This is a genomic window from Oryzihumus sp. (assembly GCF_054325275.1).
The window spans coordinates 1-13,617 of record NZ_JBTCWL010000086.1 but is presented as its reverse complement, the minus strand read 5'-3'; the positions used below and the strand labels follow the sequence as shown (position 1 = coordinate 13,617).

Below are 13,617 nucleotides of genomic sequence, written 5' to 3'. Positions count from 1 at the left end.
GGCATACCGGGGCGGCTGTCAGCGTCCCTGCGCCGCCGGGATCCCGCTAGCCCGCACGCGACCTGCGGCATCGTCGGTCATGGACGTGGCCAGGCGCACGGCCGTCCGCCGGTCCGGGCTGGTGACGCTCGTCGCCACCAGCACGTCGCCGAGTCGGGTCACCGCCACCGCAGTCACCCGCTTGGTGGCGGCGGTGTCCGTCCAGGTCGCCAACCAGTGGTCGGCACCAGGGTGCCCTGCCCAGGCCTGAGTGCGCATCGGGCGAACGAACTGGCAGAACCCGGTGTCGTGAACGATGTCAGCCATCGCCCGAGGCCCCGTTCCCTCGCTCCACCCGGTGACGGTCAGGGTGGCGTCGCTACCCCCCGGCGGCGTGAGCATGGAGTTCCCGTAGTCCCAGGACCGACCGGCGTCCGGGAAGCCCCCGGGGCGGCGGGAGTCCTGGCAGCTCTGGGGCCCCATCACGGGCGGGATCGCGGCCGACTGGGTGTCGTCCACCACAGCGGGATCGGACCCCGGTGCCGGCAGCGGGCCGATGACCACCGGGTCGGTCGGGTGCACGTCCGGGACCACCCAGGCGTTGACGAGCGCCTTCGGGCCGTTCGTCCGTGCATCGCGAGCCTTCGCGCTCGCCGGCGGGCAGGGCGTCGAGGCGCTGCAGGCGCTGCCCGCGGCGGCGGGCAGGCCGCTTTCGCGCAGTCGTGCCACAGCGGCGTCGTTCATCCCTGTCGCCATCTGCACCGCCACCTTCTCGTTCGGTGCCGTCGAGACGACCGTGACGAGGACGTCGCCGACCCGCGTGACGGCGAGCGCCTGCCGGTCATCACCGCTGACCCCCGAGACGGCCAGCCAGTGGTCCGGCGACGCGTGGCCGGGCCAGGCCAGCGGGGTCTGCCGGTGCAGGAAGGCGCACTCTCCGGTGTCACCCACCAGCTCGCGCATGGCCGCGGAGCCGCGGCCGTGCGGCCAGCCGGTGAGGGTGAGGTCCACCTCGCGGCGGTCGAGGTGGTTGTCGTCCTTGCTGAACGACCAGTTGCGGCTCGCCACCTGCTGCAGACCGGTGCGCCCCGGTTCCTGGCAGCTCTGCGCGCCCAGCGCCGGAGCTGCGCCCGGCCCGTCCCCGGTGTCCGAGAAGAAGCGCACTCCACCGACGAGCTGCGGCCCGCGCGGTGCCACGTCCGGCATGCCGTACAACGGCTTGGCGAGCCGGGCCCCCTGGATGGGCTCGGCCCGGCGCGTCACCGAGGCCGGGCCCCCCGCCGGTCGCGGGTGGCCGGTGTCGAAGGTGGCGGCGAGAGCCGCGGCAGCGATCACACCGACCGCCACGAGGGCTCCCCCGGCCGCGGACACCGTCCGGGCTCGGCGACGATGTCGCGCGCGCCGCGCCGCCCCGGCCATGACCCCGTCCATGTCGAACGGGACCGGTGCGTCGTACAGCGAGCGCAGCCGTGCCTCGACGTCGTGCATCTCCTCGAACGAGTCGATCTTCATGGCCTCACCTCAGACAGCTCGGGGGCAGGCATCGAGGCGCGCAGGGCGCGCAGCCCGCGGTGGATCGACGTCCGCACGGCACCGACGCTGCAGCCGAGGGCCTCGGCGATCGCGGTGTCCGACAGGTCGTCGTAGTAGCGGAGGGCCAGCGCGGCACGCTGGCGTGGCGGCAGGCCGCGCAGCGCCCCAACCAGCTCTTCGCGCTGACCGAGCAGGTCCCCATGCCCCGGGAAGCTCGGCACCGCACGGTCGGCGGTGACCACCGCGTGCGAGACGAGCTCGCGGGTCCAGCGCCGGCGACGGTGGCTGATCCAGGTGTTGACCAGCATCCGGCGCACGTAGGCGTCGACGTGGTCGGCCGAGCTGGCCCTCCCCCAGCTGGCTATGAGCTTGGCCAGGGTCTCCTGGACAAGGTCCTCGGCCTCGGCACGGCTGCCGGTCATCGCGTGCGCCAGGCCCAGCAGTCGTGGCAGTGCGCCGGCGACCCAGGCCTCGAGGTCTGGTGACGACCTCATCCCCCACCCCCTCCTGATCGTGGTCCGTACATGCCCCCATGACGCGATCAGGCCCGTGGAACATTACGCCGCAACGCCTCCGGACAGCGGTATGCCGCGCACGTCCGGTGACGTGCGCGGCATACGAACCTGCTGTCGGCGCGGCTCAGGCGTAGGTGCGGAACCCTCGGCCGGTCTTGCGGCCGAGGTAGCCCGCGGTGACCAGGTGCTCCAGCAGCGGCGCCGGGGCGAAGCCGCGCTCGCGGAACTCGAGGTAGAGCTCGCGCTGGATGGCCAGCGAGACGTCCAGGCCGACCACGTCGAGCAGCTCGAACGGGCCCATCGGGTAGCCACAGCCGGTCTTCATCGCGGTGTCGATGTCCTCGGCGCTGGCGTAGTGCGCCTCGAGCATCTTCACGGCGTCGTTGAGGTAGGGGAACAGCAGCGCGTTGACGATGAAGCCGGCGCGGTCGCCACAGGTGACCGGGTGCTTGCCGAGGTCGCGGCACAGGTGCTGCACGGTCGCGACGACGTCGTCGTCGGTGGAGACGGTGTGCACGACCTCGACCAGCTTCATGATCTGCGCGGGGTTGAAGAAGTGCATGCCCACGACGTCCTGCGGGCGCTTGGTGACCGAGGCGCACTCGATGACCGGCAGCGAGGACGTCGTCGTGGCCAGGATCGCGCCCGGCTTGCAGATCTCGTCAAGGTTCTCGAACAGCGCCTGCTTGACCTTGAGGTCCTCGACGACGGCCTCGACGACGAGGTCGACGCGGGCCAGGTCGTCCAGGCTGGTCGTGCCGGTGAGCCGGCCGAGGGCGGCGTCGCGGGCGGCCTCGTCGAGCTTGCCGCGCTGCACGGCCTTCTCCAGTGACTTGGCGATCGCGGCCTGCACCGCCTCGACCTTGGCCTGGGAGCGGGCGACGTAGGTGACGTCGTAGCCGGCCTTGGCGAAGACCTCGACGATGCCGGTGGCCATCGTGCCGGAGCCGACGACGCCGACGGTGCGCACCTCGCGCAGCGCGACGTGGGCCTCGCCGTCGTGCGGGGTCAGGTGGTCGGCGACGACCCTGGAGGAGCCCGGCTCGTCGTAGGTGTAGAAGCCGCGGCCGGTCTTGCGGCCCTTCAGGCCGGCGGTGACCATCTGCTTGAGCACCGGGCTCGGCGCGTGCAGGCGGTCGCGGCCCTGCTTGTACATCGTGTCGAGGATCTCGTAGGCCGTGTCGAGGCCGATGAGGTCCATCAGGGCCAGCGGGCCCATCGGCAGGCCGCAGCCGAGCTGCATGGCCGCGTCGATGTCCTCGCGGGTGGCGTAGCGGCTCTCGAACATCGACACCGCGTGGTTGAGGTAGCCGAACAGCAGCGCGTTCGCGATGAAGCCGGCCTTGTCGCCGACGACGACGGGCTTCTTGCCCAGCCGCTCGGCCAGGGTCTTGACGTCCTCCACGACCTCGTCCTCGACGACGACGGTCTTGATGACCTCGACGAACTTCAGCACCGGCGCCGGGTTGAAGAAGTGCATGCCGACGACGCGGCGCGGGTTGTGCGTGGCCACCGAGATCTCGGTGACGGACAGGCTCGAGGTGTTGGTCGCGAGGATCGCGTCGGGCTTCACGATCTCGTCCAGCCGGGCGAAGATCTGCCGCTTGAGGTCGAGGTGCTCGGGCACCGCCTCGACGACGAGGTCGCACTCGGCGAGGTCGGCCAGGTCGGCGGTGAACCGGATCCGGTCGTGCAGCGCGGCCTGGTCCTCGGCCGTCAGCTTGCCGCGGGTGACCGCCCGGTCCGTGGAGTGCTGCAGCACCCCCTTGCCCTTCTCGACGCCCTCGGGGCTGGCCTCCACGGCCACGACGGAGAGCCCGTTGCGGGCGAAGACCTCGACGATGCCGGCACCCATGGTGCCCAGGCCGATGACGCCGACTGTGCTGATTTCGCGAGCCATGGCGGTGAGTCTGGCAGAGCGCCGGGGGCTGCCGGGAGGCGTCTGCCGGGAGGCGGTGGTCACAGTGCGTCCGGCGACCGGACGGCATACCGGGCCTGCGAGGATCACGGGATGCTGCCTGGCCTCCTCGGCGCCCTCACCGCCTCCCTTTGCTACGGCAGCGCCACCGTGCTGCAGGCCCTCGGGGTGCGGCGGATGACCTCTTCCCCGCCCGGCTCGCCGCTGCTGGCCCGCGCCTGGGCTGGCCGGCTGTATGCCGTGGGCCTGGGCCTGGACGGTGTCGGCTTCCTCGCCTCGCTCGTGGCGCTGCGCAGCCTGCCGTTGTTCGTGGTGCAGTCGGCGATCGCCTCCAGCGTCGCGGTCACGGCGGTGCTGGCCGTCGCCGTGCTGCACGCCCGGCTCTCCCGGGCCGAGGTGGCCGCGCTCGCCGTCGTCGGCCTGGGGCTGGTCGCCCTTGCCGTCAGCGCCGGGGTGGAGTCGCCGGCGCCGCTGGCCGCCCCGTGGACCTGGCTGGTTCTGGCCGGGGCGCTGCCCGTCGCCCTTCTCGCACTCGTGGGCTGGCGGCTGCCGCGCACCTCCCGGTGGGCCTGCCCGTTGCTGGCGGCCGCCTCCGGTCTCGGCTTCGGCGGGGTGGGCGTGGCCGCGCGGGTGCTGGCTGTCCCGGACCCGTGGTGGCACCTGCTGGCCGACCCGCTCACGTGGGCCATCGCGGCATACGGCCTGCTGGCCATGGCCTGCTACGGCCTCGCGCTCGACCGCGGCTCGGCGACCACGACCGCCGCGGTGACCTTCGGCGTGGAGACCGTCGTGCCCGCGGCGGTGGGCCTGCTCTGGCTGGGCGACACGGTGCGCAGTGGCTTCGCCGGGTGGGCGGCGCTGGGTTTCGTCGCGACGCTGGGCGGCTGCCTTGCCCTCGCACGGCGCGCCGAGGTGCCCGGCGACGCCGTCTCGGCGCCGCGCCCGCCCTCGGGCTAGGCTCACCGACCGTGCGTCTCGTGATTGCCCGCTGCAGCGTCGACTACGAAGGTCGGCTCAACGCCCACCTGCCCCTCGCCACCCGCCTGCTCATGGTCAAGGCCGACGGCTCGGTGCTGGTGCACAGCGACGGCGGGTCGTACAAGCCGCTGAACTGGATGTCGCCGCCGTGCGCGATGGCCGAGACCGAGCCCGAGGAGCACGAGGTCGCCGAGGGCGTCGAGGCGGTCTGGGTGGTGCAGCACGCCAAGTCCGAGGACCGGCTGCGGGTGCGCCTGCACGAGGTGCTGCACGACTCGGCGCACGAGCTAGGCGTGGACCCGGGCCTGGTCAAGGACGGCGTCGAGGCACACCTGCAGAAGCTGCTGGCCGAGCACATCCACACCCTCGGCGAGGGCTACACCCTGGTCCGGCGGGAGTACATGACGGCGATCGGGCCGGTCGACATCCTGTGCAAGGACGCCGCCGGGGCCAGCGTCGCGGTCGAGATCAAGCGGCGCGGCGACATCGACGGCGTCGAGCAGCTGACCCGCTACCTCGAGCTGATGAACCGCGACCCGCACCTGGGCCCGGTCACCGGCATCTTCGCGGCGCAGGAGATCAAGCCGCAGGCGCGCACGCTCGCGACCGACCGCGGGATCCGCTGCGTGACCCTGGACTACGACGCCCTCAAGGGCATCGACGACGTGGGGTCCCGCCTCTTCTGAGGCGCGACCCGGCTACTTCACCGACCCTGCGGTGAGGCCGCCGACGAGGTGGTTCTCGATCACCGCGAACAGGATCACCACCGGCACGATCGCGATGACCGACGCGGCGAACAGCTGGTCCCAGTGCTGCTCGTACCCCGTGACGTACGAGGTGATCCCGACGGTCAGCGGCTTCTTGTCCTCGTCGAGCATCAGGGTGAGGGCCACGACGTACTCGTTCCACGCGGCGATGAAGGTGAAGACCACCGCGGTCACGAGGCCCGGCACGGTGAGGGGCAGCATGACCCGCCACAGCGTCCCGAAGCGGCTGCAGCCGTCGAGGTGGGCCGCCTCCTCGACCTCCTTGGGGATGGAGCCGAAGAAGCCGTGCAGGATCCACACCGCGAACGCCAGGTTGAACGCCGCGTTGGTGAGGATCAGCGCGCCGTAGGTGTTGACCATGTCGAGGTTGAACCACTCGCGGTAGATGCCGACGACCAGCGCGGTCGGGGAGAACATCTGGGTGACCAGCACCAGCAGCAGGAAGGCCATGCGCCCGGGGAACCGGAACCGCGCCGTGTAGTAGGCGGCCGGGACCGACACGACGAGGACGATGGCCGTCGAGGCGGTGGCCACGACCAGCGACGTCTTCAGCCAGCCGAGGAACCGGTCGTCACCGAGGACCTGCGCGTAGGTCGACAGCTGCCAGACCCGCGGCAGGAAGGTCGGGGGGGTGCGCACCACGTCGGCGCTCGGCCGGAACGAGTTGAGCAGCATCACGACGTAGGGCGCGAGGAAGACCAGCATCACGCCGAGCCCGGCGACCGGCATCACCCACGTGCGGTGGCGCCTCCAGCCGGTATGCCGTGTGGTGGCGTGCGCCCGTGCGGCGCCCGACGCGGTGGGGACGGCGGTCATGCGGACTCCTCCCGCCACCGGGTGAACCGGAGGTAGACGACCACGACCACGAGGATCAGCAGGACGTTGAAGACGCCGGCGGCGGCGGACATGCCCACGTCCTTCTCCGCGCTCTTGAACGCGAGCTTGTACATGAAGGTGATCGTCGTGTCGTGGGCGAAGCCGGGGTTGCGGTCGTTGAGCACGTAGATGATCGGGAACGAGTTGAAGACGTTGATGATGTTGAGCACCACGGCCACGAGCAGCGCGGGTCGCAGCAAGGGCAGGGTGATCCGCCACCACGTCTGGAACGGGCCCGCCCCGTCGACCCGCGCCGCCTCGTAGACCTCGGTGGGGGTGGCGTTGAGACCGGCCACGAAGACGTAGGAGGTGAACGGGATCGAGACGAACACGCCCACCAGCACCATCGAGGCCATGATCCAGGCGTCGCTGCCCAGGAAGTCGACCGGACCCAGCCCGACGGTGCCGAGCAGCAGGTTGAGCGTGCCGTAGTAGAAGTCGTAGATCATCACGAAGGTCTTGGCCGTGATGACCAGTGAGGCCGCCCAGGGCACGATGACCGCCCATCGCACCACCGTGCGGCCCCAGAAGTCCTTGGTCAGGAACTGTGCCACCGCAAGGCTGATGACGACGGTGAGCGCGACCACCGCGACGACCCAGATGACGGTGTTCAGGACGACGGTCCCGAGCATCGGGTGCTGGAGCACCGCCGTGTAGTTGCGCGTGCCCGCGTCACCCAGGCGCAGCCCGGTGATCGAGAAGCGGCTCAGCGAGGCCCGGACCAGCTCGACCGCCGGGAGCACGACCACCCCGCCGATGAGCAGCAGCGCGGGTCCGAGCCAGAGCAGGGCCGAGCCCGGCGACGCGCGGTCGGTGCGGCGGCGCGGCATACCTCTGGCTCGCGTGCGCAACCCCGCGCGGCTGGACGGAGCAGCGGCGGTGGCAGCGGGAGCTCCCGCGGCCACCGCACCGGCGGGCCGGTCGGGCACGTCAGCCGCCGTTCCCGGCCTGCTCCTGCAGGGTGTCGAGGACCTTCTGCGGGTCGCCGCCCGGTGAGACGGCGGCGCCGAGGTTCTGCTGCACGGCGAGCTTGACCTTGTCCCAGGTCGGGTCGTCGGTCGGCGTGAGGTGCGCGTTGGGCAGGGTGTCGAGGTAGACCTTGAGCTTGGCGTCGTCCTTGAAGAAGTCCAGTCCGCTCCTGGTCACCGGCAGGAAGCCCTCGGCCTTGATGAACTGGTTGACCTGGTCCTTCTGGTAGTAGAGGTCGTAGAAGGCCTTGACCGCCTCCTGGTTGCCCGGCTTCTTGAACGCCATGAGGTAGTCGGTGACGCCGAACGTCTGGGGCTCGGAGGCCTGGGTCGGCATCGGCGCCACGCCGTACTGCACCGTCCCGGCCTTGTCGAGCTGGGCCGCGAGCGGCGAGAAGCCGACCACCATGCCCACCTTCCCGGACGCGAAGAGGTTGAAGGCGTCAGCGCGGTTGGTCTTGCCCGGGTTGTTCTGGGTGACCTTCTCGTCGGTGAGCTTCTTGAGGAAGCCCAGGGTCTTGACGTTCTCGGGCGAGTTGATCGTCCACTTCCCGTCCTTTTTCCAGCTGCCGTTGTTGTTGAACAGCCACATGGAGAACTCACCCTGGGACTCCTCCGGCCCCAGCGGGAGGGCATAGCCGATGCTGCCGTCACCGAGCGCGGAGATCCGCTTGGCGTCAGCCTCGAGCTCGGCCCACGTCTTCGGCGGGGCGGCGATGCCGGCCTTGCTGAAGAGGGCCTTGTTGTAGAAGAACGCGCGGGCCGAGGACAGGTCGGGGAAGCCGTAGAGCTTGCCGTTGTAGGTGCCGCTCTTGTCGAACGCGTCGAGGATGTCGCTCTTCGCCGCGGCCGGCAGCACCTCGTCGCCGCTGTAGAGCAGGCCGTCCTTGGCGTAGGAGGCATAGGCGTTGAGGTTGAGGATGTCCGGCGCGTCGTTGTTCTGGAGCATCGTGCTGGACGTCTGGTCGATCGTGTCCCAGCTGACCACCTGGACGTCGAGGTCGATGCCCGTCTTCTGCTTGTACTTGTCTGCGAACTGCTTCCAGAACGCGGCGGTGTGGTCCTTGGAGTACTCCGCGGCCACCAGCTTGATCCGGGTGACCTTCTTGCCCGAGCCGTCCCCGGCACCTCCCCCGGCCGAGCTGGAGCCGGTGCCCCCGCTGCACGCGGTCAGGCCGAGGGCCGCGACGGACGCGATCGCTGCCGTCAGGGCAAGGGAACGGTGGGCACGGACCATGGTGAGGACTCCCCTGTTGCATGGCGAGGCCGAAACCGCCCGAACCGGACGGCGCCCCGAGGTGGGCTCATGCTCACGGATGTTTTCTGCAGCCGTCAACGGTTCTTGGTGACTTATTTACCTACCGCCCGGCGGACGGTGCATCATGCTCGGGTGACTCCCGCACCGTCGCCGGCCCGCACCCTGCTCACCGGACGGGTGGTGACCCCCACCGCCGACCTGCCCGACGGCGCGGTCGTGCTCGAGGACGAGCGGATCGTCTTCGCCGGCGCGGCCCGCGACCTGCCGGCGGCCTGGCAGCGCACGCCGGCCCCCGACGGCTGGGCCCCCGGCGCGACGATCCTTCCCGGCCTGGTCGACGTGCACTGCCACGGCGGCGCCGGCGGCGAGGTCGGCCCCGACCCGGCGGCGACGCAGGCCGCGGCAGCGCACCACCTGCGCCACGGCACCACCTCGCTCGTGGGCAGCCTCGTCTCCGCCGACCGGGCCACGCTGCTGGCCGGCGCCCGCACCGCGGCGACCCTGGTGGCTGCGGGGGACCTGGCCGGGGTCCACCTCGAGGGACCGTTCCTGTCCCACGCCCGCCGCGGCGCCCAGCGGGCCGATGCCCTGAGCGACGTCGACACCGACCTGGTCGCGGCGCTGGCCCGCGCCGCGGCCGACGCCGGCGCGCCACAGGCCCTGGTCCAGATGACGTTCGCCCCCGAACGCGACCCCGGGTCCCGGCTCCCGGCAGCCCTCGCCACCCACGGGATCCTCCCTGCGGTCGGCCACACCGACGCCGACGACACCCTCGTCGCCGCCGCCCTGCGCACAGCACTGGAGACCGCCCCCCGCGGTGGCCGGCCGCTGGTCACCCACGTCTTCAACGGGATGCCCCCGTTGCACCACCGCTCCCCCGGCCCGGTGGCCGCCTGCCTGTCCGCGGCGGCCCGTGGCGAGGCCGTGCTGGAGGTCGTCGGGGACGGAGTGCACCTGGCCCCCGGCACCGTGCGGATGCTGTTCGACCTCGTCGGTGGCGAGGGACTCTGTCTGGTCACCGACGCGATGGCGGCGAGCGGTATGCCGGAGGGCACCTACCAGCTCGGCGGCCAGGAGGTGCGGGTTACCGGCGGCACCGCCCGCCTCGTCGACGGGGGCGCCATCGCCGGCGGGGTCGCCACCCTGCTCGACGTCGTGCGCTGGTGCGTGCAGGAGGTGGGCGTGCCGTTGCTGGAGGCAGTGACCGCCGCTTCGGCGACCCCCGCAGAGGCGCTCGCCCTGGCCGGGCGCGGCCGCCTCGAGGCCGGGGCGCGTGCCGACCTCGTCGTCGTCGACGACCAGCTGGCCTCGCCACGGGTCATGCGCTGCGGCGCGTGGCTCTGACGGTCGTTGGGTTGTGGTCTACTCCTCTGCCGACGAGTTCGAGATCCGCCCGGAGCCGGATCGCCTGCCGGGGTTGGACTTCGTCCGGCTCGACGAGAGCAAGAAGGCCAAGAGCCGACTGCATCTCGACTTCAGGCCCGATGACCAGGACGCCGAGGTGGCTCGTCTGCTGGCTCATGGCGCCCAACGTGTTGATGTTGGCCAGGGTGATGCACCGTGGGTCGTCCTGGCGGACCCCGAAGGCAACGAGTTCTGCGTGCTTGCGGCGCACTGACGCAGGTGCCGTTCGTCGCGAACGCCCATCTCCGGCAGGTCACCACCGTCCGCGGTGCACGACCTCGCCGAAGGGGCGTCGGTTCAGCCGCTCGATGACCGCCAGCGGCTTGTCCGCCGGATAGCCGACGGAGAGCACGTAGGCCAGGAATCGTCCGTCAGGGAAGCCCAGAACGGCCCTGGCCTGGTCCTGGTCGGCCACCGCGGCATGGCCTGTCCCGACGCCCAGGTCGGCCGCGGCGACGGTCATCGCATACGTGGCCTGACCGAGGTCGTACTGGAGAAGGGACGACTGTCGTTCGTCCTGCGGCTCCGGCGCGACGATCCCGATCGCGGCCGCCGCTCCGGCGACATGCCTGGCGCCCTGCCACACCTTCGCCAGCTCGACCAGCTGCGCCCTGTCCGTGACGAGCACGAAGTCCCACGGCTGCCAGTTGCCCGCCGACGGGGCACGGCGCCCAGCGTCGAGGATGCGGTCGAGCGCCTCGTCGGGGACTGGCTGCTCGGTGAACTGCCGAACGTTTCGTCGCGCCCGCAAGGCGTCCCAGGTCTCCACGGTGCCATCCTGCGCCTCCGCGCCGGGTGTGGCCACCAGCCGAGGTTCATCTTGCGGTCGGCAGCATGGTCCAGACGGACTGTCCTGAGGCGGGGCGCACCCCGAGGGCTCAGACGACGCCGGGGTCGGTGCTGCCTGGCCAGCTGCGCAACAGCCAGCCGTCGGCGTCCACGGCCAGCTCGGCCGGCACGCAGTTGGGCAGGAAGCGCTGTGCCGCCAGGTCGTCGCGGGCGTTCAGCGCCAGGCGCGGCAGCACCAGCGACATGACCCCGCCATGGCTGAAGACCAGCACGGTCTCACCGCGGTGCTGGTCGGCGATGGTCTCCACGGCCTCGCGGTAGCGGGCCACGAGCGTGTGTCCGTCCTCCCCACCCGGGCAGCCGGCGTCCAGGTCGCCGAGCAGCCAGCGGTCGAAGACACCTTGGGCCCGCGGGTCGTGGTAGCTCACCCCGGCCAGCTCCCCCACCGAGAACTCCTGCAGGCCGTCCAGGCTCCGCGCCGGCACGCCGAGCAGGTCGGCGGCCAGGACTGCCGACTCCACCGCCCGGTCCATCGTGCTGGACCAGACCGCGGCCACCCGCACCCCGCACAGGGTCTCCACCAGCTCGCGCACCTGCCGCCGGCCGGCGTCGGAGAGCCACCCCCCGTCGTCGGACAGGATGCCGGGACGGGTGTACTCGGCGTCGCCGTGCCGGGAGACGAGCAGGGTGGCCGGGCACTGGAGGTCGCTCACCCGCCGGACTGTATGCCGTGTGGCCGAGTCGGGGCTGGCAGGATCGCCTCCATGAGCGTCGTCGACCTGACCGATGAGCAGCTCCGGGCACGGGGCAGCATCAAGTGGACTTTCGCCGCCGCGGACGTCCTGCCCGCCTGGGTGACCGAGATGGACTTCGCCCTGGCGGAGCCAATCGCCGCGGCGCTGCACGACGCGATCGACCGCGGTGACGTCGGCTACCCGGCGCTGGATGAGGCCACCGGCGTGCCGGAGGCCCTCGCGGCTTTCGCCAAGGAGCGCTGGGGCTGGTCGCCCGACCCCGCCTCGGTCGTGCTCACCGGCGACGTGATGGCCGGCGTGCGCCTGGCGCTGGAGACCCTGTGCGAGGACGCCCCGGTGGTCGTCCCGACCCCGGCGTACATGCCCTTCCTCGACGTGGTCCCCCTCTCCGGCCACCAGATGGTGACCATCCCGCTCGACCCCGACGCCGACCGCGCGACGCTGGACCTGGACCGGGTCGAGGCTGCGTTCGCGGACGGGGCCCGCACCCTGCTGCTGTCCAACCCACACAACCCCTGGGGGCGGGCGTTCACCCGGGCCGAGCTCGAGGCCCTGCGCGACGTGGTGGCGCGCCACAGCGCCCGGGTCATCAGCGACGAGATCCACGCCCCGCTGGTCCTGCCCGGCCACACCCACATCCCCTACGCCTCCCTGGACGGCACGGCGGAGCACACCACCACCCTGATGTCCGCCAGCAAGGCCTGGAACGTCCCCGGCCTCAAGAGCGCCCAGCTCGTCGCCGGCAGCCGGGCCGACCTGCGCGCGCTGCGTGCCTTGCCTCCGGTGGCAAACCACGGCTCGAGCCCGCTGGGGCACGTGGCCGCGCGAGCGGCATACCGGGAGGGGCTGCCGTGGCTGTCCGCGGTGCTGGAGCGGCTGGAGGCCAACCGCGCCCTGCTCGTCGACCTCGTCGCGCAGGAGCTGCCCGGGGTCCGCATCCGGGCGCTGGAGGCGACCTACCTCGCCTGGCTGGACGCGCGCTGCACCGGCCTGGCCAATCCGGCCGGTGTCGCACTGGAGCGCGGGCGGGTGCTGGTCAACGACGGTGCGACGTTCGGTCAGGGCGGGGAGGGGCACGTGCGGGTCAACCTGGCCACCTCCCCCGAGCGCGTGACCGAGGTGGTCCGGCGCCTCGCCAAGGCATGGGGTGACCCGGCGTGACCCGCACCCAGGTCGAACTCGGCCTGCGCGCGGACTGCGCCAGCTGCTTTGGGCTGTGCTGCGTGGCATTGCCGTTCCAGGCGTCATCCGACTTCGCAGTGGACAAGCCGGCGGGACAGCCATGCGCCAACCTCCAGGCCGACTTCCGCTGCGGCATCCACGACCGGCTGCGCGAGAGCGGCTACCCCGGGTGCACGGCCTACGACTGCTTCGGCGCGGGCCAGAAGGTCTCGCAGCAGACCTTCGACGGCCGGGACTGGCGCCAGGACCCCGCGACGGCGCGGGCGATGTTCGCCGTCTTCCCCGTGGTGCGGCAGCTGCACGAGCTGCTCTGGTACCTCGCCGAGGCACTCGAGCTCACTGAGGCGGCGACCGTCCACGACGACCTGTGCCGGGCGTTGGCCGAGGTCGACGACCTCACCCGCGCCAGCACAGCGCAGCTGCAGGTCCTGGACGTGGGCCCGGTCCGAGAGCGCGCCAACGCCCTGCTGCTGCGGGCCAGCGAGCTGTCGCGCGCGGACGTTCCCGGGCGGGCGGAGCACCGCGGCGCCGACCTGGTGGGTGCACGGCTGCGCGGGGCAGACCTGCGCGGGGCGAGCCTTCGCGGTGCGCTGCTGGTCGGGGCGGACCTGCGCGGGGCGGACCTGCGCTGGGCCGACCTCATCGGGGCGGATCTGCGCGGCGCCGACCTGTCGGGGACTGACCTCACCGGCGCG

At 71.9% G+C, this 13,617-nt stretch carries 14 protein-coding genes; 6 read left to right on the top strand and 8 right to left on the bottom strand.

Annotated elements, in window-relative coordinates; genetic code table 11:
* Window positions 1-18: 18 nt before the first annotated feature.
* From ACXVGS_RS17110 to ACXVGS_RS17100, 3 genes are all read right to left on the bottom strand, one after another.
* Window positions 19-1,491 carry a hypothetical protein gene (locus ACXVGS_RS17110; RefSeq protein WP_458537233.1) on the bottom strand — a complete coding sequence of 491 codons (1,473 nt, stop codon included), beginning with the start codon at window positions 1,489-1,491 and terminating at the stop codon, window positions 19-21.
* The gene (locus ACXVGS_RS17105) at window positions 1,488-2,006 is read right to left on the bottom strand and encodes a SigE family RNA polymerase sigma factor (RefSeq protein WP_458528687.1); all 519 of its coding nucleotides are present in this window, start codon (window positions 2,004-2,006) and stop codon (window positions 1,488-1,490) included. The genes ACXVGS_RS17110 and ACXVGS_RS17105 overlap by 4 nt, the downstream gene beginning before the upstream one ends.
* A gap of 145 nt (window positions 2,007-2,151) precedes the next feature.
* Window positions 2,152-3,927, bottom strand: coding sequence for a 3-hydroxyacyl-CoA dehydrogenase family protein (locus tag ACXVGS_RS17100; protein ID WP_458528688.1), 1,776 nt, complete (start codon window positions 3,925-3,927; stop codon window positions 2,152-2,154).
* Window positions 3,928-4,038: 111 nt separating this feature from the next.
* Between ACXVGS_RS17100 and ACXVGS_RS17095 the strand changes: the two genes are divergently transcribed.
* The gene (locus ACXVGS_RS17095) at window positions 4,039-4,902 is read left to right on the top strand and encodes a hypothetical protein (RefSeq protein ID WP_458528689.1); all 864 of its coding nucleotides are present in this window, start codon (window positions 4,039-4,041) and stop codon (window positions 4,900-4,902) included.
* An 11-nt stretch (window positions 4,903-4,913) separates the two neighbouring features.
* Complete coding sequence (gene nucS / locus ACXVGS_RS17090; protein ID WP_458528690.1) at window positions 4,914-5,609, top strand: endonuclease NucS; 696 nt, start codon at window positions 4,914-4,916, stop codon at window positions 5,607-5,609.
* A gap of 12 nt (window positions 5,610-5,621) precedes the next feature.
* Here nucS and ACXVGS_RS17085 read toward each other — a convergent pair whose 3' ends face one another.
* Genes ACXVGS_RS17085 through ACXVGS_RS17075 form a run of 3 tightly spaced genes read right to left on the bottom strand, consistent with a single transcriptional unit; the run spans window position 5,622 to window position 8,771 of the window.
* Window positions 5,622-6,506: a carbohydrate ABC transporter permease gene (locus ACXVGS_RS17085; RefSeq protein ID WP_458537232.1), complete on the bottom strand. Its 885-nt coding sequence runs from the start codon at window positions 6,504-6,506 to the stop codon at window positions 5,622-5,624.
* On the bottom strand, window positions 6,503-7,495 hold the full coding sequence (locus ACXVGS_RS17080) for a carbohydrate ABC transporter permease (protein WP_458528692.1): 993 nt from the start codon (window positions 7,493-7,495) through the stop codon (window positions 6,503-6,505). Before ACXVGS_RS17080 ends, ACXVGS_RS17085 begins: the two co-directional genes overlap by 4 nt.
* A 1-nt stretch (window position 7,496) precedes the next feature.
* Window positions 7,497-8,771, bottom strand: coding sequence for an extracellular solute-binding protein (locus ACXVGS_RS17075; protein WP_458537231.1), 1,275 nt, complete (start codon window positions 8,769-8,771; stop codon window positions 7,497-7,499).
* A gap of 153 nt (window positions 8,772-8,924) precedes the next feature.
* On the opposite strand from ACXVGS_RS17075, the gene ACXVGS_RS17070 reads away from it, so the two are divergent.
* Both ACXVGS_RS17070 and ACXVGS_RS17065 read left to right on the top strand, forming a co-directional pair.
* A complete protein-coding gene (locus ACXVGS_RS17070) occupies window positions 8,925-10,136 on the top strand; it encodes an N-acetylglucosamine-6-phosphate deacetylase (RefSeq protein ID WP_458532539.1) in 1,212 nt (403 codons plus the stop codon).
* Window positions 10,137-10,149: 13 nt separating this feature from the next.
* Window positions 10,150-10,410, top strand: coding sequence for a VOC family protein (locus ACXVGS_RS17065; RefSeq protein WP_458532538.1), 261 nt, complete (start codon window positions 10,150-10,152; stop codon window positions 10,408-10,410).
* 39 nt (window positions 10,411-10,449) lie between these two features.
* Here ACXVGS_RS17065 and ACXVGS_RS17060 read toward each other — a convergent pair whose 3' ends face one another.
* Both ACXVGS_RS17060 and ACXVGS_RS17055 read right to left on the bottom strand, forming a co-directional pair.
* Window positions 10,450-11,001, bottom strand: coding sequence for a nitroreductase family protein (locus tag ACXVGS_RS17060; protein WP_458533052.1), 552 nt, complete (start codon window positions 10,999-11,001; stop codon window positions 10,450-10,452).
* A 73-nt stretch (window positions 11,002-11,074) separates the two neighbouring features.
* A complete protein-coding gene (locus ACXVGS_RS17055) occupies window positions 11,075-11,698 on the bottom strand; it encodes a histidine phosphatase family protein (protein ID WP_458528697.1) in 624 nt (207 codons plus the stop codon).
* A 51-nt stretch (window positions 11,699-11,749) separates the two neighbouring features.
* Between ACXVGS_RS17055 and ACXVGS_RS17050 the strand changes: the two genes are divergently transcribed.
* Both ACXVGS_RS17050 and ACXVGS_RS17045 read left to right on the top strand, forming a co-directional pair.
* The gene (locus tag ACXVGS_RS17050; protein ID WP_458537230.1) at window positions 11,750-12,901 is read left to right on the top strand and encodes a MalY/PatB family protein; all 1,152 of its coding nucleotides are present in this window, start codon (window positions 11,750-11,752) and stop codon (window positions 12,899-12,901) included.
* Window positions 12,898-13,617: pentapeptide repeat-containing protein (locus ACXVGS_RS17045; RefSeq protein WP_458537229.1), on the top strand; the 720-nt coding region annotated here is incomplete at its 3' end. The genes ACXVGS_RS17050 and ACXVGS_RS17045, both read left to right, overlap by 4 nt.

Coding starts and splice junctions, on each gene's coding strand:
- ACXVGS_RS17110 (WP_458537233.1), bottom strand. CDS start 1,491: ATGAAGATCGACTCGTTCGAGGAGATGCACGACGTCGAGGCACGGCTG.
- ACXVGS_RS17105 (WP_458528687.1), bottom strand. CDS start 2,006: ATGAGGTCGTCACCAGACCTCGAGGCCTGGGTCGCCGGCGCACTGCCA.
- ACXVGS_RS17100 (WP_458528688.1), bottom strand. CDS start 3,927: ATGGCTCGCGAAATCAGCACAGTCGGCGTCATCGGCCTGGGCACCATG.
- ACXVGS_RS17095 (WP_458528689.1), top strand. CDS start 4,039: ATGCTGCCTGGCCTCCTCGGCGCCCTCACCGCCTCCCTTTGCTACGGC.
- ACXVGS_RS17085 (WP_458537232.1), bottom strand. CDS start 6,506: ATGACCGCCGTCCCCACCGCGTCGGGCGCCGCACGGGCGCACGCCACC.
- ACXVGS_RS17075 (WP_458537231.1), bottom strand. CDS start 8,771: ATGGTCCGTGCCCACCGTTCCCTTGCCCTGACGGCAGCGATCGCGTCC.
- ACXVGS_RS17050 (WP_458537230.1), top strand. CDS start 11,750: ATGAGCGTCGTCGACCTGACCGATGAGCAGCTCCGGGCACGGGGCAGC.